Origin of the sequence: Corynebacterium choanae (assembly GCF_003813965.1) — a bacterium.
Classification (GTDB): Bacteria; Actinomycetota; Actinomycetes; order Mycobacteriales; family Mycobacteriaceae; genus Corynebacterium; species Corynebacterium choanae.
Genome location: NZ_CP033896.1, coordinates 50,051 through 71,590 on the forward strand (window position 1 = coordinate 50,051; position 21,540 = coordinate 71,590).

Sequence of the window (21,540 nt, forward strand, 5' to 3'; positions counted from 1 at the left end):
ATTGAGCTGTGTTGATAACGTTGACTGTGGTGCGGGGATGCCGCACTGGCCGATGAACGGTTACTTCCAGCCAACCTTGTCGAAGATGATGGTGGCTTCCGGCTTGTTGTTGCCGAAGGTGGCGAAGTCCAAGTCTTGGGTGGTGAACTTGCCCCAGGAAGCCTGCGGCTCAGGGAGGGTAACCTGCGGATTCAGTGGGAATTCGCCGTTTTCCTTAGCAATCTTTTCCTGTACTTCAGGGGAGGCCATAAATTCGAGGAATTTGATGGCGTTTTCCTTGTGCTTGGCGCCCTTGAGCAGTGCCCCATAGGACAGGTTCATGTGGGTGTTTTCCGGGAAGACAAGTCCAACTTTTTCGGTGACTTTGGCGTCTTCCGGATCGGAAGAGTTCGCCAGCCGTGCCCAATAGTAGGAGTTCATGATGGCAACATCACCTTCGCCGGCGGCAACAGCCTTAGCCTGGTCGATGTCGTTGCCTTTCGGCTCCCGGGCAAAGTTGTCCACAACGCCTTGTGCCCATTCAGTGGCTTTCTCTTCACCCCACAGGTCAATAAAGGAGGCGAGCAGTGCCTGGTTGTAGGACGAGGAAGAGGAGCGGGCAAGGACTTTACCCTTGAACTCTGGGGCAGTGATCGACTCGTAGGTCGTCAAGGTTGCCGGATCAACCGTGTCCTTGTTATACGCCAGGACGCGGGCACGAGCCATCAACCCCACCCAGTCGTCGCCGCGATACTTCGGATCGATGCTCGACTCGAGGGTCGGGGAGGTAGTTTCCTCGATGAGGTCGTTGTTTTTCAGCTGTGCGATCGACTCGGCGCCGACAGTGAGCAGCAGGTCAGCCGCAGGTGCTGCCTTTTCCCGGTTGATGCGCTCGATGAGTTCGTCGGATTTACCCTCGACAACATTGAGTTCAAGACCGGTCTTCTCCCGGAACATTTCGTAGAGCTCTTTGTCGACGTCATAGTGACGGCTGGTGTAAAGGTTCACGACATTGTCGCCGTCGCTGAAGGTGACAGCGTCTTCGGCGGTATCGGCAGCGTCGCTGGAACAAGCGACCAGTCCGAGAGCAAGGCAACTAGCGGCAGCGGTGGCAAGAAGTCGGCGCACGCGCACTCCTAACAGTTGGATGTGGATGGATTGCAACACCGGTAGTGGGCATAGCAGTAACCACAACAAGTCCTGCCATATCGCCATCCGATGAACTTTGCACAGCCTACCCAACTTAGGCAAACCTTGCATCATCGCGTGATAGTCATCACAAGTTGCTGTGGGTTTCCAGAAAAGAAAACACGCTGCATGCCCCGGCGGGGACTCTCCACAGTCACATCAGTCACATCCGTTACTTTATTCACAGGGTTCCACGGAAAATCGGGCACAGTTCACCGCATGGCGTGCCCCCATCCCCGCCCTGTGGAAGAGGTTATACCCAGGCCTGTGGAAACTTATGTTTATCCGAACACTTGTCCAGAAATCCTGCATATCAGCGCATTTTTTGCCACTGACTCATCCTCACTCCAGTGACTTACACGCCTGTAACTATCCACAGTTTCCACAACCGGTTGTGGAAAACCTCATCCTGTGGATAACTTCGCTAACGGCCGTGGAAAATTGTTGATAACTCCCCAAGATCTGTGGAATATCGGTGGAAAACTTTGCTCCGCACCCCACCGAACATTCCTCACAGCACCCCGCTAACCCCACCACAGCGGCACCCCACGCCAATGCGGGCACCCCGAAAAGAAACAGCACCCGCCCTAATCCAAGCCCCCTCGGTGCGGCAACCGCGGCAGCTAGCCAACACCTGGTGACAACCCGGATGGCCACCTCGGGGAAGCCCGACACGCTGCTAGACCCCACCTTTTGCCGAGTGCTTCCTCCCGGCAAGCAGCAAACCCGCAGCGGGTTACAGCATGGCCACTACAACCAAGCCAACCGCAATAGCGGTCTCGCCCAAGATCACCAACCAGGTGGTTTTCCAACTAGCCCCGAACGCAATCGCCGCCCCTAGCACCGCACCAAACGCCAACCCGCCAAGATGGCCAAAAAGCGATATTCCCGGCACGAGCAGTGTAAACCCCAAGTTAAGAACAATCAGCACCACCAGCGGTTTGATCTCAGCACGAGCCCGCAGTGACATTCCCACCGCAATCGCCATAAACGCATATAGCGCCCCGGATGCGCCAACAGTTGCCGACAACGGGTTTTCCCACACAATCACCGCCGCAGAACCCACCGCACCCATAAGAAACATTGCCGCCAGCATCCAGCGGCCGGTAAACCGCTCTAATTCACGGCCAAATAAATACAGCATCAATACATTCATCAATAGATGAGAAGGGCCATTGTGCAGCAGCGCATAGCCGACTACCCGGCCGATCCCGACAGGATGGCCGATCATGTCAGGGAGAAAAAGAATCCAACGATCAGCAATCCAGCTACTGCGCAGATTCGACACAAGCGAGCGTGACTCTAACGCCGTGACCAGATAAACCAGCACACACAGGCCGGCCAACACACTGCTCGCGGGCGCCTGCCGATAGAGGCGACGCAACGTGGACTGTTCCATAAAACACCAATGTCCTTCCAGCGACGAAGAAGAAAAAATCACCACACCCGCGGCTTTCCGCAACCGCACCATCGGTGACTTACGGAAATACACCTGCCCGGGGTTCTTTTCCATTTGTACACTTACCGGTTGCTCGCACTACAAGAGAAAACAGTAGCGAACACAATGCACAGACACCCCGCCGGTTGACGCACGTCGCGCCCCGGCGGGGTGTCAGGATTGAGCGAAGATTTACGCTTCGCGAAAATTATTCGGTGATCTCTACCGATTCAATCACGACCGGCTCCAGCGGACGATCCATCCGATCGGTCGGGGTCGTGGCGATAGCGTCAACCACCTGCTGGGAGGCAGCATCGGTGACTTCACCGAAAATAGTGTGCCGGTTGTTCAGGTGCGGGGTTGGTGCCACCGTGATGAAGAACTGGGAACCATTGGTGTTTGCACCAGCGTTCGCCATGGCCAACAGGTACGGACGATCAAACGACAGTTCCGGGTGGAACTCGTCATCAAACTGGTAGCCGGGGCCGCCAAAGCCCTTACCCAGCGGGTCGCCACCCTGAATCATGAAGCCATCAATTACCCGGTGGAAAATGACACCGTCATAGAACGGGCCTTCCATGTCACCCTTCGCATTCGGGGCATGATATTCCCGAGTGCCCTGTGCGAGGCCAACAAAGTTTGCCACCGTCGCCGGTGCATGGTTACCAAACAGGTCGATCGCGATATCGCCACGGTTAGTGTGCAGAATCGCGGTTGCGGTCTTGGAAGTCATACCCGCCATGCTAACCGAAAACTCCTGCCAGTGTTAGTTACGGCCACCTTGGTCAGCGCTGCCACAACCCCACCACCAACCGGGGTAAGCCAGCGGCAGGTGTGGCAACTGTTGTCTGCTCCAGGGGAGCCTGCTGCTGATCACTAGCCCCGATCAGCGGGAATACCAGGCTGTAGAAAATTTGAGTCGCAGGCCGTAGGAGCAATCTCGGGAACGTAACAAACTGATACCAAAGGGATGATGATTTCCCATTCGAGCTGCTCAAATAGATAGCGATGACATATGTTGCAGTGGCAGGACTACAGGTTGTCGGTTATTGTTTGAGACAACGCGTCCTGCGTCGGTTTCGCACGCGCAACTGCAGGACGCCTCACAAAAGGCGCGTGACTATTGAATGGCCATGCTGCGCCGTACATCCGCTGACACCAGCTTGTGCCGCACAGCTTTGGACAACAACGCAGGAGCAATCAACGTTGAATCCCTCAACCATCAAACTCGCCCTTAGCCTGGGTAAGAAGGCTTATGGCGCCCTCAAAGACACCAAAGAACAAAAAGCTAGCGAATTCTACGACGAAATTGAACAGCTGAAGAAGCACGCTGTTTCCGCAGGGGAGCAACTCTCTGACGACGCGCAAGACTTCGCGGCCGATGCCCATAAACAGGGCAAAGCACTGTCTCGGCAGGCTGCTCACCAGTCCCGCAGGGCAAAGAAGCAAGCTGCGAAAACCGCTGCTACTTCTGTAGCAACAGCGAAAGCCCTGGATAAGAAGGCCACCAAGAAAGCAAAGAAGGCGCGTGCCCGCGCCGAGAAAGCCTTGGCGAAGCGGAATAGCAGCAAAACCAACGGCCTATTTACCTTTATCTCTTGGGTCGTTGCCTTCCTCGGCCTTGGTGTTACCGCCTACTGGTGGGTAACCAAGAAGGAAGCCAACACCGTGCCAACCAACCCACCACGGGTGGAAGACCAGCACGGCTTTGCCGCACCGTCCGGTGCTGCTGCTCGCCCGGCCGCTCACACCACCAGCAGTGACGTTGTTGATCAGGTGAAAACTGCAGCCGCTGCAGCAGCCGACAAAGTTTCTGCGGTCGCCGATGAGGCGAAAGCAAAAGCCGCCGAACTCACCGACGAACTTGCTGATCGCTACGCTGACGCCAAAGACAAGGCTCAGGATCTTGCAGCTGATGTTGCCGACAAAGCCGACGAGTTGAAAGACCAGGCCGCGGACAAGGCAGCTGATCTGAAAGACAAGGCAGAAGACACTGCTGCTGATCTGAAAGATAAGGCCGATGATGTTGCCGATCAGGCAGCTGAGAAAGCCGCTGACCTGAAAGACACTGCCGAAGATAAGGCCGCTGAGGTGAAGGCTGCTGCGTCGAAGAAGGCTGATCAGGCTGCTGATAAGGCTGGTGAGCTGAAGGAGAAGGCTGAGGACAAGGCGAAGGACGTCAAAGACGCTGCCGAGGACAAGGCTGCTGAGGTGAAGGCTGCTGCGTCGAAGAAGGCTGATCAGGCTGCTGATAAGGCTGGTGAGCTGAAGGAGAAGGCTGAAGACAAGGCGAAGGACGTCAAAGACGCTGCCGAGGACAAGGCTGAAGAAGTCAAGGCTGCTGCGTCGAAGAAGGCTGATCAGGCTGCTGATAAGGCTGGTGAGCTGAAGGAGAAGGCTGAGGACAAGGCGAAGGACGTCAAAGACGCTGCCGAAGATAAGGCTGACGAAGTCAAGGCCACAGCTTCCAAGAAAGCCAACCAGGTCGCTAATAAAGCAAAAGAAGCTAAACCAGCTGCTAAAACCGGCAACCAGCAGTCACAGCGTGGCAAGAAAACTGGCCGGCAGACCACCACTAAGAAGCCTGCAACCACCGCCACTCCGCTGTACGCAGCTACCAAAAAAGCTGTCGACGCTCAGGTTGATCCAGTTACCCCAAAGAAAGACAACAAGGCAGGCGGCACCACCGACGACCTGCTGCGGGACTGGGTAGACGCCAAGACCGACGACAAAATCGTTGATCCGCAGAGCCGTCCAAAGCATGCGCTCGACGATGACAAATAATCCCTAGCAAGGTTTTTCCGGCTAGGCGAAACGCATAACGCCGCGACCACCAGAACATCCTGGTGGCCGCGGCGTTGCCGTATTTCAGTCGGCCAAGAAACCGCTTTTTCAAGGTTTGAAGCCCCTACAGGTTGCCCACAGGCTCACCGATCCTCTAGCTGAGTAGGGAAAATTGTCACCAAAAGCACGCTGGGCCGGCGACAACAGGTCGCGGTGCAACAATCGACTAGTGCTGGCCGACGATGGCCATTGCACCCACCCCGGTTACCCACAGCAGACAAAATGGGATGAGCAGCCACACGATTCCTAGCCACGGCTGCCAATACCGATCCTGCGCCCACTGCCGCCAAGTAATTGCACCCGCCCCCAGCATGCCCCCAAATGAGATAAGCCCCGGCAAAATTGGGAACAACAACTCATCTGTACGGGTACAAATCCAGGTTGAATAGCCTGAATCGCAAATAGGTCCGCCGTGGGATCGTGACAGCAAAGCGATAACCGCACCGGTAACTAGCGTAATGATCGGAATCATTGCCGCATACATGATGGCGTGCTTGACCGATCGACGATTATCTTCCAGTCGCAGCAATGGGTCTGCCTCCAAGTCGAGGCGGCTGGGTTTGCGTTTTGGTCGATCAAGTTTCGGATCAAAGGGGATTGTCGGATCAGCCGGCCGGGACAGATTGCGTTGCTCTGTCCACCGTGGCAGATGGCCGCCGAGCGGCGCTGGGCGGGATGGTGGCGTGTCCCCGCGCGGATCGCCGCCACGTAAACGTCGCAACACTGTTTCTTCATCTGCTGGTGAACCATTAGCTGCAGGCATGTCTGACGAACCAAAAGAATCCTGCGGATCCCGCGGTTGCGGGGAATCCTCTGCCGGTGACGTCGACATGGGCACATCCAATCTGGGGCGGACTTACAAACACAAAGCAGACTTGGTCGCCATTGTATGCCAGCCGTTGTGCTGCCGCTGTCGGCTTGCCACTTGCGACAGGAGGATTTTGCTATCAGCAACCCTTGATGAGGGGCATGATTGCCCGTGTGTGTGAGAGTGGGCGACCACATCAGTGGCGAACGCCATGCGACGCAGGAAACTGCTTCCTGCTTGGGTGGAGCGGCCACACCCAAGGCAGCACTGTCGACCCCACCGGAGCGAAGGTTGAAAGGGGAAATCACAAAACGAGTGAAGGAAATGACGTTTACGCCGTATTACCTTCACTCGAACTTCACTAAACCCTGAGACAAATGCCGCACGTGAGCAGCATGCAAACCTTAGGTTGCTTCCATCCCATAGCGTTCCGCAAGCGTCTCAATCAAGGGAACAAGCTCGGAGACTTCGTTGAGCTCGTCTTGATCCCAGTAAGAAAACAGCTGTGCGAGATAGCGGGTACGTTCCTCGCCGACACGCGCCAGTTCGGAGATGCCGAATTTCGTTAGCTGCACGCGAACCCCACGCCGATCTGAGGTGTCCCGGATACGTTCAATCAAACCGCGGTGCTCCAGCTGGTGCAGAGCATTCGACGCGGTGGGCATACGAATACCCTCTTGCCGAGCTACTTCCGAGATACGGGAAGCACCATGCTCTTGTAGCCGGGTCATGATGGTGATCTGCGGACCCGTGAGATCAGACTGTTCAGCCATGCGGAAGTACGTGACGTACAACTTCGTCAAAGCTGGGCGGATCCTGGCGGCAAGATCCTGAGGGTCGGCGGTCATACAATCCATCTAACGTCAGTATTGGTAGTTGATGCAACCTAACCATTATCCACCTCACGGGGCACTGCTTCCACTAGGGGGAGGAATTTGCGTCGAATTGCCCACAAATATGTTCCTATAGTGACACCATCACAGGGAAACTATGAGGTATTTCTCACCCGGCTGAAAAGGTGACATGGCGGGGGAGAACTTCCTCCGTCATTGCGGACGCTGCTGGAAGGCGCTACGAACAGAGTCGATAAGAAAACTGCCAGCTCGTCGCTAGCGAAACCGGAGAATAGTCAATTGCAATCCGGGTTTAGGGCTACCGGGAGGCGATTAGGAATATACCCCTTAGCTATTTTTAGCAGGTCTGCTGATTGTGTCTGTTCGGGCATGGATAAGCGGACGAAGAAAAATCCCCCACGGTGACTTTTCCGCCCATGTGGGGGTAATTGCGATCGGGGGTAACCATTGCGGCTGTGCAGACCTCATTATCCGAACCTGCCGGGGTGTGTCTGGTCGCTGTGGCTGACCAGATACACCGTCGCCAGCGCTGGACGCTCCCAGATTGTTTGGACGCGGGAAGAAGCACACCTACTTGCCCCACCCGCCGATTGGAATTGACTCGCCAAACAATGCGCTGAACTGCAGATACCAGCGTTTGCATTCGCAGGAACGGCAGCACCTGGCCGCAGAAGGCAGGCCGGTGATCTCCCAGCTGTATCAGTCAGGCTGATTCGTGATGCTGTTCAGTCACTGCAAAACACCGGTAACGGTTGGGTAGTTGTTGCAGGTTGCTGTAGTCTTTTCGGGCAGAACTGACCAGTGCGTATCGGGCGGAATCCCTGCCACTCAACGGATGCGCACATTCTGCGTACTATCAATAGGTAGCACCAGCAAGGTGTCGGCATTATCTCCTGCAAGCTTGTCCATTAGAGGGGCTGTTGTTTCACAGTGACTAGTTCAACGCCAGAAGAAAAAAGCCCACGGCGGCGGCGCGCCCGGAATCGCCACCGGCAGCATTCCAAGTGGCGGGTCGCGTTAGGCACCTTTGCAGCAGTGATGGCACTGGTGTTGGCACTGCCAATCATTCTGTTCACAGCAGCTTATATCGTCACCGATGTGCCTGAGCCGGAACAGCTCGTCACCAAACAGGTGTCGACAATCTATGCGGCTGACGATAGAACCGAATTGGCACGCATCGTCCCGCCGGAGGGCAACCGTGAAACGGTGAGCCTCGACAAGATACCCCACTCCCTTCAAGTGGCGGTGATGTCCGCCGAGGATCGCGAGTTTTACTCCAACCCAGGGTTTTCCATCTCCGGGTTTACCCGGGCCGTGCTGGGGAAGCTCACCGGTAATGATGCTGCCGGTGGTGGATCGACGATCACCCAGCAATATGTGAAGATTGCGGTTGTCGGCAACGAACACAGCATCCGCCGGAAGCTGCGGGAACTCGTGGTTTCCACGAAGATGACCCGCGAATGGACCAAAGACGAGATCCTGCAGGCATATCTCAACACCATCTACTTTGGCCGCAACTCTTATGGTGTGGCCGCGGCGGCGCAAGCCTTCTTCAACAAGCCACTCGGTGAGCTCACCCCCGCCGAATCGGCGGTACTTGCAGCGAGTATTCAGCGCCCCTCCCAGCTGGATCCGTGGGTAAACCGGGAAGAAGCCGAAGACCGCTGGAACTATGTGGTTGACGGCATGGTGAAAATGGGAGAGATCACCCAGGCGGAACGCGACGCCATGGTGTATCCAGAAGTCACCGACCCGGCGTTAAATGCTCCATATGTTGAAGCTGAAGGCACCAACGGGTTGATTAAAAACCAGGTGGTGAAAGAGCTTGCGCGCCTTGGTATCGACGAATCCGAAGTGGAGACAAAGGGGCTACGCATCGTCACCACGATCGATCCAAAGGTGCAAAACTCGGTGCTTGCAGCCATCGAAAACAACAAGCCAACCTGGGATGATCAGATTCGGCAAGCAGTGGTCAGTATTGATCCTCGCACCGGTGCAGTCAAGGGCTACTACGGCGGCCAGGATGCGGAAGGCTGGGACTTTGCTGACGGTCCACGCCCGACCGGTTCGACGTTTAAAATCTTTGGTCTGGCAGCCGGTTTGCAGCAGGGTATTCCGCTGACCCAATACTTCTCTTCCGCACCGGTGACCACCGGGTCGATTACGATCACGAACTCTGATGGTGAATCTTGCGGTGTGTGCTCAATTGCGCAGGCGCTGAAAATGTCGCTCAACACCTCGTTTGTGCGGTTAGGGAAGTCCCTCGAAAACGGTCCGAAAGATGTCGCCGACATGGCGCATGCCCTCGGCGTGGCACGGTCGCTGCCGTCGATCCCGCAAACCCTAACCGAACCGGGCAAGAACGAGCCGTATGAGGGCATTATTCTTGGCCAGTACGATTCGCGTCCTTTCGATATGGCGATTGCTCTTGGCACCCTGGCGAATGCCGGGGTGTGGCATCAGCCGCATTTTGTGCAACGGATTACTGATGCTGACGGCAATGTCGTCTATGAGCACACCCCATCCCCGGGGCAGCGGCGAGTCTCGGCGAATGTCGCCAATTCGGTGATGTACGCTATGGCGCCGATCGCCGCCTGGTCGAACGGAAACGTGCTGGCCGGTGGACGACCCTCTGCGGCGAAAACCGGAACGGTGCAGCTTGGTGACACCGGAGCGAACAAAGACGCCTGGATGATTGGTGCCACCCCGCAGTTGGCCACAGCCGTATGGGTAGGAACCGAATTAAATACCCCACTGACCAACAGTTGGGGTGGGTTGATGTACGGCGCAGGCATGCCCGCCACGATTTGGAAACAGACCATGGACGGCGCACTGGAAGGCGAACCGATCGAAACCTTCCCAGAGATTCAACCGTTGGGATACTCCAGTCCGAAACCGGCCTATAGTGACGGCACCGGCAACTGGGGATATAACTACAACAATGGCTACGGCGGCACCGCTTCGACCGCACAAGCAACCCCAACCGAAGAACCGGTAGCCCCAGCTGACCCGGTTCCTGCACCTGCTCCAGCAGTTCCTGCCGTACCCGAAGCGCCACAAGAAATTGAGATCCTGCCCGGGGTCAACATTCCAAATCCGCTTGCACCACCGCCACCACCGGCGGAAGTACCGGCAGAATAGTTGCAGTCCTCATTGTTGCGGATCGCCGACTAGCGCGGTGAACACTACCTAGCTGCGAAGGGGAAAGCAGCAGCCAATTTTTACCAACCGCATCAACACCTGTGCCGCGGTACAGATGTTGATGCGGTTACTGCATGTGGGGGCAGGTGTGAAGAATGCACAAAGCAAGTCCTACTTCCAGCCACGGCACCGGCGAGAGCAATTCGCCGACTTGCCACCAGCTGCGGTTGAGCGAACTACACTGAAGTGTTCACGCCTGCGCAAACCGCGGCATCGCAGCAGCAGGCAGTACCCCGGTGGGGCGCTTGCCGCGGCACCGCAGACAACCGTGGATTCGCCCTGTCACGACACTGACAGTGCTACTTGCCGCCCCATTACCCAACCGCTGGAGGATTTAGATGGTTAACCTCACCACCCTGCTTGGCATCGTCAGCATCGGGATTGGATTCTTCCTGTTTATGGGTTCGTTTCTGTGCTACTACTACGAAAAACCCCGGCAGGTCACCTGGACACTTTTCGGTGTGGCAATCGTATTTCTCACCGTCATTCCAGTCACGTTGGCCGTGTTCTTCGCCTCGGTGCCGTCGACCTACCAATAGGCGAGTACACCAACACTAAAACAAGGACGATAGCCATAGTTGGCATGCTGGCTGGGGCCAATGCCAACCAAAGACGCAGCCCCAATAAGGACGGCCAACTTCTGGGTTGACCTTGCTTTCCTGTCGAAATACCACTGGTGGGAACCATTCTCGGGGTGGGCAGAGTCAAAGCTGCTACATCAGGCATTGTTGCCCACACCTGTTCCCATTGCGGAGCGGCAACAACAGGCCCACACCTCGTATCTGAAACGGACAGGCTATACAGATTGCCTGCTGCGGGGGACAGATTTCGGGGATGGGTGCATTGACGTGGGAAAAGAATTCCCATTTCACCACTTGTGGTGTACATTGGTGGGGTTGCTTGACGCAACGACCCTCCTGCCGCGCTTACCGAAGACCGAGCGCGGCCGATTTTTCCAATTACTAGACCACAGGAGGTGATGAGGTCCGTGCGTCATTACGAACTCATGATCATTCTCGACCCCAACCAGGACGAGCGCACTGTAGCCCCGTCCCTGGACAAGTTCCTCGACGTCGTCCGCAAAGAAGGCGGCAAAGTCGACAAGGTTGACATCTGGGGCAAGCGCAAGCTGGCCTACCCGATCAACAAGAAAGATGACGGCATCTACGCTGTTCTCGATCTGACCTGCGAACCGGCAACGGTCCAGGAGCTTGATCGTCTGCTCAACCTCAACGACGGCGTGCTGCGCACGAAGGTTCTCCGCCGCGAGGCCTAAGTCGTTCTCGTCGTTCGGGTTGGCGAGCATCTCTGCCCGTCATCCCAACCCGCTAACTCCCAACAGACAGCAGTAATCGTTCCGATTACACACTGCTCTTGCCAGAGTTTCCGGTTTCTTGACTTCAACAGTTGCACACAGGAAGGCACCACAAATGGCTGGAGAAACTCCTATCACCGTGGTTGGCAATCTTGTCGCTGATCCAGAACTTCGCTACACCCCAAGTGGGGCTGCAGTGGCGAATTTTCGGATTGCCTCGGCATCACGTCGCTATGACTCCCAGACGAATACTTGGGTGGACGCGGACACGCTGTACTTGACGTGCAATGTGTGGCGCCAGGCCGCAGAAAATGTCGCGGAAACCTTGCATAAAGGTGTTCGCGTGATTGTCAGCGGTCGGTTAAAGCAGCGGAGCTACGAAACCCGCGAGGGTGACCGTCGCACAATCTACGAAGTGGAAGTCGACGAGGTCGGACCATCATTGCGCTATGCGAGTGCGGTCATTAACCGCAATCCGAGCCAAGGTGGCGGCGGTAATCAGGGTTATAACGGCGGCGGCCAATCCGGTGGATACAACGGTGGCAACCAGCAAAACAATTACGGCGGCGGCTATAACGGCGGAAATAAGCAACCTTCTCAAGGTGGCGGAAACCGTAACGATATGCCGGAAGCTGATCCTTGGGCTAATGCGCAAGAAGCTGGTGGCTACAACAACACCATGGATGAGCCTCCGTTCTAACACATCCGTAACCCAAACGACGAAAATCGAACATCAATGTGTGAGGGCAGCTGATAGCAGCTCTCCTTCTTGAAACGGTAAACCGTGTCCGCTGTGCGAACAGCGCTCAACTGATGCAAAGCGAAGGTGTCTGAGACGCTTCCAACTGATCGGTTGAACCCCAAGTCGTTGTTCGTACAAACTCGGTGGCCGGTACAGCCGAAGCAACACTTTTCCCAGCGTGGACAGTGGAATGTGGTCGCTGACTGGGATGTTCAACATCCTAAAAGCAGCGTTTTCACACTTCCTGATTCACCTGTAGTGGAGAAGACGGCTGTGCTGTGGGATCAACTACCGGGTGCGTGTACTTGCGCATTGCGTGAGCGGCGGCACGATTTTTCTTAACACATCACACACAGGAACTTAAACGAAAGGCAGGGATCATGAAGCTGATCCTCACCGCTGCCGTGGATAACCTCGGTGTCGAAGGCGACATCGTTGAGGTTAAGCCCGGTTACGGACGTAACTACCTGCTTCCGCGGGGCCTGGCTGTTGTAGCCACCAAGGGCTCCCAGAAGCACGCTGAAGAACTCATTCGGGCACGCCAGTCCAAGCTGGTTCGTGACCGTGACCACGCTCGTGAACTGAAAGAGCAGCTCGATGCGCTTGAGGGTGTTTCCATCACCGTCAAGACCTCTGAAAAGGGCAAGCTGTTCGGTTCTGTCATGGCTTCCGATGTTGCCAAGGCTATCGCCGAGGCTAACGGTCCGACCGTCGACTCCTCCATGATCAAGCTGGACAAGGGTCATGTGAAGACCACCGGTTCGTTCTCCGCACCGGTTGTCCTCGCCTCCGACATTGAAGCTGTCGTGAACTTCGAGGTTGTTGCTAGCAACGCAAAGTAATGCTTTGTGAAGCACCCGAAAAGCAGCTATCACGTTGATGCTGCAGCTCGGGTAACAACAGTCGGGATGCTAGTTCCAGGTGACGCTGGATCTGGTGGCCACACAACGCGCAATACTCGATGTTGTGCCAGGTATCGCACCGCAACAAATACCGTGTTGGTTTGACACCCAGCATGGCTGGTAAGCGGTGTGTACGCTGCAGGTGACGCTGTAGTTTGCGGCACAACTATCCAGATACTTGCATTGTTGTGGGTCTGCACCGTCCCGCCACGATATGCCACCGCGGAGGATGCCTGAATTGGCTATTCTTCGCAGATAAAGAAAATTTTCGCTTCGACAACAGCAAAAGATTCTTTAGAAACAATCTGCACACCGGCATTGCGCCAATGTTTCCTAGGGTGACTCCTAGGTAATGTTGCCGCAATGCCGGTTTTGTTTATGCCAGTGACCGTGCAGCAACGAAGCTGGCGCGACTAGACCCGGATTTTGGATCATGATCGACTTGATCTGGTGGTGTGAAGAAATCTTCTGCCGGGGGTTGGGGGATATGTCTAACCCGTGTTGGCCACCCCGGCTTTGCGTGCTGCTTTGCTGTATCCGCACTTGTCGGTCTGACGGTGACATTCCTGGCACCGGGTTGCGAAATGGCCAAAATGTGAACCAGGAAACGGTCACCGCAACGGGGGTAGTGGAAGGGTCTGGTTCAGTGAATAATACGCCATATTGGTGTCCCAGCGATCGCTGAGTAGCGGCGAAGTTGCCTTACAGGTTCATCTTCTGTTTACCGCAATAAACGGGGAAACACCCCGGAAAACTCACTGTGGACAACTATCAGCAACCTGTGGATAACTACTGTTGAAAGTGTTTTCAACGATACGCAAATCAATGCTCCTTACCGGGTGTAGAACGAGTGCTTGACCGTTTGAAGGTTGCCGGTCGGCTGACCAGTCATCTCCGAGATTAATGTTGCTTGACCTGCAAGAATAGAATCTTGCCCGCGGTGATGTGACGGGAAAATTCGCATTTACCCCGGTGAATGCTGACTGTCCACAGGGTTTCCACAACACTCCACAGCGTTTTCCACAACAGCCTGTGGATAACTCGTGGGATAGTTGTGGTGAATTGGTGGCTGTGTGCATGTTGAGCACACCACAGGTCGTCTGTTCGCTGCCCCGCAATGGTGCGTGGGAGAACTGCAGGCTGCCCGTGGTGGTGACACGCCGAAGGGAACCGGGCAGGGGGTAATGAACGTCAAACGCAGTGCAAAGGTTTACCCACCAGCTCACAGGTACGTGCAGTGGGAACACGGCTTTCTCCCTGATCGTGAAGGAGGAGCTCTACGCCGGATTCGTCAGATCCGGTAGGGTTATCTTTTGCCCCGCAGGCGCTGCCGGATGGATATTCCGCAACATCTCTGGCCGCGTCACTGCCGGTAACGCCTTGGCTAGACCACTGGGAAAGCACGACAGGAAAAGGAGTCTCATGGCGATGACACAGCCGTATGACCGCGGAGAGTTTGAAGCAACTGACTCCTATAGTGAAGCCCGCCTCGAACGACAGATGCCTTTCGATGATGAGGCTGAAAAAGGTGTCCTCGGGGCGATGCTGCTGAGCCAAGACGTCATTATCGACGTTATCGGGGAACTCACCGAAGACAGCTTCTATCGGATCAAGCATCAAATCATTTTCCGCACGATCATTGCGCTGTTCAGTGAGAACATCGAAGTTGATCCGGTGATCGTCAGCAACCGTCTGCAGCGGGACAATCAGCTAGAGCAGGCCGGCGGTGCCCCATATCTGCACACGCTCATTGACGCGGTACCAACCACTGCGAATGCACAGTATTACGCAAAAATCGTGCAGGAAAAGGCCCTCCTCCGCCAACTGGTGGGTGCCGGCACCAAAGTCGTACAAATGGGCTATGAGGGCATCGAAGGCACCGACGCGGAAACCGTGATCGACCTTGCGCAGCAGGAAGTCTTTGCGGTCGGCACCCGCGGCAAAAAAGAAGACTATGACGTTCTAGCGGACCTGCTGAATTCCACGATGGAAGAACTTGTCGCATTGGCGCAAACCGGTGGAAAAGCCAACGGTATCGCCACCGGGTTTGCTGACCTCGACAAGATCACCAACGGACTATCCGCCGGGCAGATGATTATTGTGGCTGCTCGCCCAGGTGTGGGTAAGTCGACGCTTGCAATGGACTTCATGCGATCTTGCTCGATTAAACAGGGGAAAGCCTCCGTGCTGTTCTCTTTGGAAATGAGCAAAAACGAGATTGTGCAGCGTATTTTAAGTGCGGAAGCACAAGTGCGACTGACTGATATGCGTGCCGGTCGACTCGATTCGGAAGCCTGGGAGAAACTTTCAACCACCATCGGCAAAATTGAAAAAGCGCCGATCTATATTTGTGACACCCCATCGATGACGATGATGGACATTCGGGCGAAAGCCCGCCGACTCGCACAGAAAGAACAACTGTCGCTGGTGGTAGTGGACTATATGCAGCTGCTGTCCTCGGGGAAGCGAGTTGAGTCGCGGCAGCAGGAAGTGAGTGAATTTTCCCGCCAGATGAAACTGCTGGCGAAAGAGCTGGAAGTGCCGGTGGTGGCGATCTCACAGCTGAACCGTGGCCCGGAATCCCGTACCGATAAACGCCCACAGCTTGCTGACCTTCGTGAATCTGGATCGCTGGAGCAGGATGCCGACATGGTGATGCTGCTGTACCGTCCAGATTCGCAGGATAAGGAAGACTCCCGCGCCGGTGAGGCAGACATTATTTTGGCGAAGCACCGTGGCGGTCCGATCGGAACCGTTGAAGTTGCCCACCAGCTGCACTACAGCCGTTTTGTCGATGTCGCCCGCGAACCCTAGCCCGATACACAGGTGGCTGAGAACTTTCGGGTGTTCGGCCAACTCACGCTGCACAAGACCACAGCAAGCAATCATGCTTGCCGGGGGAAGTTGGCAGGCCGCAGCAAAAAACAACACCCACCTTGGCGTCTCTTAACGAAGTATCATTTGGGCGCCATGATGGGTGCGTGTTCCACCGCACAGTTGTTCAGTGATGTCGGCCGGATGCCCGCAAGTAGACCGCTCCGAACAACGGTGCGGGCTAACGTTCTGGCAAGGTAAACCTTTTCAGCCGCAGCGAATTAGTCACCACAAAGATTGACGACAGTGCCATTGCGGCACCGGCCAGCATCGGATTGATCAATCCTAAAGCGGCAAGCGGGATAAGTGCCACGTTGTAGAAAAACGCCCAAAACAGGTTGGTTCGGATAGTTTTCACGGTGCGCCGGGCGAGCGCAATAGCAGTGACCGCATCGTGTAAATCATCACTCATCATGGTGATGTCACTAGCGGCGATTGCCACATCGGTGCCGGCACCCACCGCAAGACCCAAATCGGCGGCTGCTAGTGCTGCAGCATCATTGATCCCGTCGCCGGCCACAGCCACCTTCCGACCTTGCGCCTGCAACTCGGTGACTAATTCCGCCTTCCCGGTAGGGCTCACCGCAGGATGCACCTGCTTACTGGGGATACCGACCTGTTGCGCAATCGCATGGGCGGCATGAGGATTATCGCCGGTCACCATCAACGGGGTGAGCCCTTGAGCGGTTAACGCCGCAATCGACGAACGAGCTGACGGTTTCGGCACATCGTTGACCACCAGCACCATCACCGGGATGTCAGCAATACGCAACACCACCGGGGTGGCACCCTGCTCCCAGGCGGCTTCCACAGTGGATTGGAGCGGATCGGGGAGGGTTTTATCGGCGGCAGTAATCGACACAGCACTACCTTGGAAATCGCCGCGAATACCCACCCCGGGTTCGGCACTAATATTGTCAACAGTCAGCGAAGGTTCACTGCTGTTGGCAACTGCGGAAAGCACCGAAGTAACCGCAGCCGAACTGAGCGGATCCTGTCCGGTGGCAGTATTGGGGGAATGCGTGTCAGGCACCACGGCAGTGTCCATGGTGTCGTCATCGGCGACCGTAGCGGCAACAATTGCCTGCGCAATCGGATGCTCACTGGCCTGCTCGAGGGCTTGCGCGAGGCGTAAGGCTGCCCGCTGCGAAACACCTGGTGCGGTTGCCATGTGTACCACCGTCATATTGCCGGTGGTGATCGTGCCAGTTTTATCCAACACAATGGTGTCAATTGCTGCAGACTGTTCAATCGCCTGCGGACTAGAAATAAGAATCCCGAGTTCGGCGCCCCGGCCGGTGCCAACTAAGAGTGCTGTCGGAGTGGCAAGCCCCAACGCGCACGGGCAGGCGATCACCAACACTGCAACAGCTGCCGCAAACGCCGAAGCCGCATCATGGCCGGTCAACAGCCAGCCACCCAAGGTAACAGCCGCAACCACCAAGACGATCGGCACGAAAATCCCGGCAATCTTATCGACTAGCCGCTGTACCTTGGCCTTCTTCCCCAAAGCGGTAGTCACCAGCTTGGTGATCGCCGCCAACGTGGTGTCTTCCCCCACCCGGGTGACTTGCATCGTCAACCGGCCAGTGGTGTTGATTGCCCCGCCCGTCACCGGATCGCCAACAGTCACTTCCTGCGGCACAGACTCGCCGGTCAACAGTGCATTATCAACCGCCGAATGGCCGCTTGTCACAGTGCCATCCAACGGAATCGACTCGCCGGGGCGGACAAGCAACTCGGCCCCAACCGCAACCTGCTCAACCGGCACAGTCACAGTTTGCCCATCACGCAGCACCGTCGCTGTTTTCGCCTGCAGTCCGGCAAGCGCCTCCACCGCAGACGCGGAGGCACGTTTCGCTTTCGCCTCAAGATATTTGCCGAACAGCAGGAACACGATCACCATCGCTGCAGTGTCCAGGTAAATCTCTCCCAGCGGGCCGTGATGAGACGAAGCCGTGAGATGAAATTGCATCCGCATCCCGGGTTGGCCAGCGTCCCCAAAAAATAGGGTCACTATCGACCAAAGGAACGCCGCCGTAGTGCCCACACTCACCAACGTGTCCATGGTGAAGGAAAACGAGCGCAGATTTTTCACCGCTGCCCGGTGAAAATCCCATCCACCCCACAGCCACACCGGGCCGGTAAGGGCGAAACATAGCCACTGCCAGTTGTCGAATTGCAAAGCAGGAATCATCGACAACACCATCACCGGCAGCCCAAGCACCACACTGCCGATCAGACGCTGGCGCACCGTGCGTTCATGCTGTGCACGAGCCTGCGCGAGAGGATCTTCCCCCGCCTGTGCGGCACCGGTAGATGATTGCGCAGCAGTTGGGGTGTCACTGTCCCCGGACAGCACAAACGCCCCGTAACCCATGTTGGTGATGGTGTCGACAGCATCGCCAACGGTGGTTTCCCCACCGGCGAGAGTCACTTGCGCTGTTTCGGTCGCAAAGTTGACATTTGCCTCCACCCCGGGGAGTTTGTTGAGTTTTCGTTGAATCCGGGAGGAACACGACGTGCAGGTCATCCCGGTGATACCGATTTCGGCCGGGGCAGTAGCAACAGTTGAATCCGTCATCAGAAAAAGGACACCACCCGATGGATTGGGGAAAGAAAAGAGTTTTTCTGTAGATCGTTGCCGTTCGCAAGGTGAGATGCCGGGAGATAATTGATCCTGCCGGCGCACCGTTTCGAAAAAACAACAACCAGTGCCCCAGCACACCCCGGCGAAACCCCGGGAGAGAACAGTTGCGCTCCCGCTGCAAGCGGTAATCACAACTTGTTGTACTAGGTCACTGGTTGCCATAACGCGCAACGGTGGTGGTTTATGCCATCGGTGACGCAACAGATCGGAAAGTGTGTTTGGTAAACCATGCGAGCGCAACACGTCCGCTACTGCTGGTGGCCTTTACCAACATCCAGAGGCGGTCGATTAGGAGGCGACGGTGGCGTCAAATCCTGCTTCGTCGATAGCTGCCACAATCGGTTCAGTGGACAGGCCGTCACCATCAACGGTGACCTTCTTCGTGTCAAGATCAACCTGCACACCGGTCACACCATCGACAGCGCTCACTTCGCTGGTGATTGAATCCACACAGTGTTGGCAGGTCATAGCTGGTACATCAAATACAAGACTCATACTTTACGCATAGTAGAGCATCCGGCGATGTTCTTCGACCGGATGGTGGCGCGCCGGGCATTGTGCGCACCTTGCATCCGGGAAGTGGTGCATCGAATAGTCGCAGCAGCAGCGGGCGGTGAAAGCGGCATTGCCTGCTTGCTGCAGATGCTTGAGGTGGGCTGGTGGGCATTTGCTTGAGGTGGGCTGGTGGGCATTTGCTTGAGGTGGGCTGGTGGGCATTATTCCTGCTTTGGGGAATGAATTGTTCTCCGGTGGTGTTGTGGTAGGCGAAACGCTGCTTTGCTGCGCTGTCGTCAACAAGTCTGCTGCGGCAGGGGTTGTTGCAACGGTTGTGGTTGCAGCAGCGGCTAGTGAAGCAACATAAGTTTGCGTCCCATCCTGCTTGTTGTGGTTTCTTGGCTGTCTTCAGCAGGATGTGGTGCGGTATGAGCAACAATGTGAAGGGAAAGTTATGGCAACTATTGCATTGACGAAAGAAAACTTTGAACAAACCGTGCTTGCCGGTGGCACTGTGCTGGTGGACTGCTGGGCTGAGTGGTGCGGGCCGTGCCGTCGCTTCGGGCCGATTTTCGAAGAAGTTTCCGAAGACTTCACTGATGTGGTGTTCGGTAAGTTGGACACCGAGTCGAATCAGGAAATCGCCGCAGCTTTGAATATTTCTTCCATTCCGACGGTGATGGTGTTCCGGGATGGGATCATGGTGCATCGTTCCTCCGGTGTGATGGATAAACGGCAGCTTGCTGATCTGGTGACCCAGGCGCAGGCGCTGGACATGGATCAGGTGCGTCAACAGATTGAAGCCCAGCAGAATCCCCCGGAGAAAACCCAGCGGTTCTAGCAGGCTGGCCGGCAGTTTCCTTGAGTCGGATCTGGCTGTCATACTGTCGGCTATGCGTTTATCCATTTTGACCCGGTGGATGGTGCTCACCGGGGTGCTGCTCATTGTGCTGGCAACGTGTCTTGGTTTGCTTGTGCACTGGCAGGTCATTGTTGACGGCGATGGGGAAGTCCTGGAGGAGTTCGTCGAATCGCGGCGATCCTGGGGCACCCCCACCGTGCAATTGTTCACCAGTTTGTTTAACCCGCTAGCTGCGGTGATTGTTTCGCTGCTGGTGGGGATTGCCGCGACGCTACGGTTTCGACAGTGGCGGGTGTTTGCCTATATGGCTGCGGTGATGGTGCTTTCCACCGCGATCACCCAAGGGTTGAAGCATGCGTTTGTGCGGAACCGTCCAGCGGTGATGTGGCATCTCGTCGAGGAGACTGATTTTTCGTTCCCCTCGGGGCATTCGACAGCCGCGGTGGCGTTATCGTCTGCGGTGATTGTGGTGTGGGTGATGCTGTCGGCGAAGTGGAAACCGGTGGCGGTAGTGGCGGTTGCGGCGGCGGTGATCGCCATTGGGATTCCGGCGTCACGCCTCTATTTGGGGGTGCATTGGTTTACTGATACTGCCGCGGGGGCGATGGTTGGTTTGGGTACCGCATTGCTGGTCAGCCCGTTGCTGCCACGCACCGGGGTGATGGTTAGTCATTGGCCTAGCCGGCTGCGCAGGTGGATGACCGATAAGGGTAAACATGCCCGGCAGCTGCGCTAGCGGCAAGCATATTTCCGCCGAGGCGCATCGCCCCGTTGGGGTGTATGGGGTGGTGCTGTGAGCCGTGGTATCTGCTGCAGCGTTTGGCCGTGCAAGGTGTGCAGGCGGTGGCCTATAGTCGTCTGCTCGACTCTATTTGGTCTCTTGGCCTGCGGACTGGGGGTGTTAAGCAGTTCGCTGGCCGGGCGGCAATGCTTGCCCGGCCAAGATGTGGTTTTCGATATAGATAGCTCCCCACCAGTTGGACTGTGATTGTGTGAGTCCAGCTGGTGGGGAGCTGTGTTTTGGTGCTGCGGGGTTTTCCGATCACCTTAGGCGGTGAACTACCTCCTAGGGGTGGGGTTGTTAGCGCCGTCGGTTTGCCTGATTGAGAAATACTGCCCGGATTCCGCGGTGGAATCCGTCGCGCAGGTCGACCCGCTGTTTCTCGGTGAGGGTGTGCTGCCCGAGTCGATCGCAGCCGAATTGCAGCAGTGGTGCGTCGATTTCGTTGGGAAGTGGACCACCAGACAGTGTGTGTGCAATGTCGAGCTGTTCTGCTGTTGCCACATGGTGATACCAGGCGATGGCATATTGTTGGCCAACATCGTCGGCGTTTTGCTGCCCAGAATTGGCCCACACTTCGTCGGCGAGCGGAATGTAATGCCGGGTG

At 56.2% G+C, this 21,540-nt stretch carries 16 protein-coding genes; 9 read left to right on the forward strand and 7 right to left on the reverse strand.

Annotated features, from left to right (window positions below; all coding sequences use genetic code 11):
- Positions 1 to 60: 60 nt before the first annotated feature.
- From CCHOA_RS00195 to CCHOA_RS00205, 3 genes are all read right to left on the reverse strand, one after another.
- The gene (locus tag CCHOA_RS00195; RefSeq protein ID WP_206425800.1) at positions 61 to 1,107 is read right to left on the reverse strand and encodes an extracellular solute-binding protein; all 1,047 of its coding nucleotides are present in this window, start codon (positions 1,105 to 1,107) and stop codon (positions 61 to 63) included.
- Between the two features lie 796 nt (positions 1,108 to 1,903).
- Positions 1,904 to 2,680: a rhomboid family intramembrane serine protease gene (locus CCHOA_RS00200; RefSeq protein WP_123925605.1), complete on the reverse strand. Its 777-nt coding sequence runs from the start codon at positions 2,678 to 2,680 to the stop codon at positions 1,904 to 1,906.
- Between the two features lie 133 nt (positions 2,681 to 2,813).
- The gene (locus CCHOA_RS00205) at positions 2,814 to 3,338 is read right to left on the reverse strand and encodes a peptidylprolyl isomerase (RefSeq protein WP_123925607.1); all 525 of its coding nucleotides are present in this window, start codon (positions 3,336 to 3,338) and stop codon (positions 2,814 to 2,816) included.
- Positions 3,339 to 3,811: 473 nt separating this feature from the next.
- On the opposite strand from CCHOA_RS00205, the gene CCHOA_RS00210 reads away from it, so the two are divergent.
- Positions 3,812 to 5,389, forward strand: a complete 1,578-nt coding sequence (locus CCHOA_RS00210) for a hypothetical protein (protein ID WP_123925609.1) — start codon at positions 3,812 to 3,814, stop codon at positions 5,387 to 5,389.
- Positions 5,390 to 5,615: 226 nt separating this feature from the next.
- On the opposite strand, the gene CCHOA_RS10850 is transcribed toward CCHOA_RS00210, so the two are convergent.
- Together CCHOA_RS10850 and CCHOA_RS00220 are read right to left on the reverse strand one after the other, a co-directional pair.
- A complete protein-coding gene (locus CCHOA_RS10850) occupies positions 5,616 to 6,281 on the reverse strand; it encodes a hypothetical protein (protein ID WP_245992144.1) in 666 nt (221 codons plus the stop codon).
- A gap of 380 nt (positions 6,282 to 6,661) precedes the next feature.
- On the reverse strand, positions 6,662 to 7,105 hold the full coding sequence (locus CCHOA_RS00220; RefSeq protein WP_123930512.1) for a MarR family winged helix-turn-helix transcriptional regulator: 444 nt from the start codon (positions 7,103 to 7,105) through the stop codon (positions 6,662 to 6,664).
- A 936-nt stretch (positions 7,106 to 8,041) separates the two neighbouring features.
- Here CCHOA_RS00220 and CCHOA_RS00225 point away from each other — a divergent pair.
- The 6 genes from CCHOA_RS00225 to dnaB all read left to right on the forward strand — a co-directional run bounded on the left by CCHOA_RS00225 (position 8,042) and on the right by dnaB (position 16,085).
- Entirely contained in the window at positions 8,042 to 10,252 is a 2,211-nt protein-coding gene (locus CCHOA_RS00225; RefSeq protein ID WP_245992145.1) for a transglycosylase domain-containing protein, read from the forward strand.
- 398 nt (positions 10,253 to 10,650) lie between these two features.
- Positions 10,651 to 10,851, forward strand: coding sequence for a hypothetical protein (locus tag CCHOA_RS00230; RefSeq protein WP_123925611.1), 201 nt, complete (start codon positions 10,651 to 10,653; stop codon positions 10,849 to 10,851).
- Positions 10,852 to 11,291: 440 nt separating this feature from the next.
- Entirely contained in the window at positions 11,292 to 11,588 is a 297-nt protein-coding gene (rpsF, locus tag CCHOA_RS00235; RefSeq protein ID WP_123930519.1) for a 30S ribosomal protein S6, read from the forward strand.
- A gap of 154 nt (positions 11,589 to 11,742) precedes the next feature.
- Positions 11,743 to 12,327, forward strand: coding sequence for a single-stranded DNA-binding protein (locus tag CCHOA_RS00240; RefSeq protein WP_123925613.1), 585 nt, complete (start codon positions 11,743 to 11,745; stop codon positions 12,325 to 12,327).
- 422 nt (positions 12,328 to 12,749) lie between these two features.
- Positions 12,750 to 13,211: a 50S ribosomal protein L9 gene (rplI, locus tag CCHOA_RS00245; RefSeq protein WP_123925615.1), complete on the forward strand. Its 462-nt coding sequence runs from the start codon at positions 12,750 to 12,752 to the stop codon at positions 13,209 to 13,211.
- Between the two features lie 1,482 nt (positions 13,212 to 14,693).
- Positions 14,694 to 16,085, forward strand: coding sequence for a replicative DNA helicase (dnaB, locus tag CCHOA_RS00250; protein ID WP_123925617.1), 1,392 nt, complete (start codon positions 14,694 to 14,696; stop codon positions 16,083 to 16,085).
- A gap of 241 nt (positions 16,086 to 16,326) precedes the next feature.
- Here the strand turns inward: dnaB and CCHOA_RS00255 are convergent, their stop codons facing one another.
- Both CCHOA_RS00255 and CCHOA_RS00260 read right to left on the reverse strand, forming a co-directional pair.
- A complete protein-coding gene (locus CCHOA_RS00255) occupies positions 16,327 to 18,729 on the reverse strand; it encodes a heavy metal translocating P-type ATPase (protein WP_123925619.1) in 2,403 nt (800 codons plus the stop codon).
- Positions 18,730 to 19,083: 354 nt separating this feature from the next.
- Positions 19,084 to 19,290 carry a heavy-metal-associated domain-containing protein gene (locus tag CCHOA_RS00260; protein ID WP_123925621.1) on the reverse strand — a complete coding sequence of 69 codons (207 nt, stop codon included), beginning with the start codon at positions 19,288 to 19,290 and terminating at the stop codon, positions 19,084 to 19,086.
- 454 nt (positions 19,291 to 19,744) lie between these two features.
- Between CCHOA_RS00260 and trxA the strand changes: the two genes are divergently transcribed.
- Both trxA and CCHOA_RS00270 read left to right on the forward strand, forming a co-directional pair.
- Positions 19,745 to 20,131 carry a thioredoxin gene (gene trxA / locus CCHOA_RS00265; RefSeq protein ID WP_123925623.1) on the forward strand — a complete coding sequence of 129 codons (387 nt, stop codon included), beginning with the start codon at positions 19,745 to 19,747 and terminating at the stop codon, positions 20,129 to 20,131.
- 52 nt (positions 20,132 to 20,183) lie between these two features.
- A complete protein-coding gene (locus CCHOA_RS00270) occupies positions 20,184 to 20,888 on the forward strand; it encodes a phosphatase PAP2 family protein (protein WP_123925625.1) in 705 nt (234 codons plus the stop codon).
- Positions 20,889 to 21,540 lie beyond the last annotated feature (652 nt).

Coding starts and splice junctions, on each gene's coding strand:
- CCHOA_RS00260 (WP_123925621.1), bottom strand. CDS start 19,290: ATGAGTCTTGTATTTGATGTACCAGCTATGACCTGCCAACACTGTGTG.
- CCHOA_RS00270 (WP_123925625.1), top strand. CDS start 20,184: ATGCGTTTATCCATTTTGACCCGGTGGATGGTGCTCACCGGGGTGCTG.
- CCHOA_RS00230 (WP_123925611.1), top strand. CDS start 10,651: ATGGTTAACCTCACCACCCTGCTTGGCATCGTCAGCATCGGGATTGGA.
- rpsF (WP_123930519.1), top strand. CDS start 11,292: ATGAGGTCCGTGCGTCATTACGAACTCATGATCATTCTCGACCCCAAC.
- CCHOA_RS00200 (WP_123925605.1), bottom strand. CDS start 2,680: ATGGAAAAGAACCCCGGGCAGGTGTATTTCCGTAAGTCACCGATGGTG.
- dnaB (WP_123925617.1), top strand. CDS start 14,694: ATGGCGATGACACAGCCGTATGACCGCGGAGAGTTTGAAGCAACTGAC.
- trxA (WP_123925623.1), top strand. CDS start 19,745: ATGGCAACTATTGCATTGACGAAAGAAAACTTTGAACAAACCGTGCTT.
- CCHOA_RS00220 (WP_123930512.1), bottom strand. CDS start 7,105: ATGACCGCCGACCCTCAGGATCTTGCCGCCAGGATCCGCCCAGCTTTG.
- rplI (WP_123925615.1), top strand. CDS start 12,750: ATGAAGCTGATCCTCACCGCTGCCGTGGATAACCTCGGTGTCGAAGGC.
- CCHOA_RS00240 (WP_123925613.1), top strand. CDS start 11,743: ATGGCTGGAGAAACTCCTATCACCGTGGTTGGCAATCTTGTCGCTGAT.
- CCHOA_RS00255 (WP_123925619.1), bottom strand. CDS start 18,729: ATGACGGATTCAACTGTTGCTACTGCCCCGGCCGAAATCGGTATCACC.
- CCHOA_RS10850 (WP_245992144.1), bottom strand. CDS start 6,281: ATGTCGACGTCACCGGCAGAGGATTCCCCGCAACCGCGGGATCCGCAG.
- CCHOA_RS00205 (WP_123925607.1), bottom strand. CDS start 3,338: ATGACTTCCAAGACCGCAACCGCGATTCTGCACACTAACCGTGGCGAT.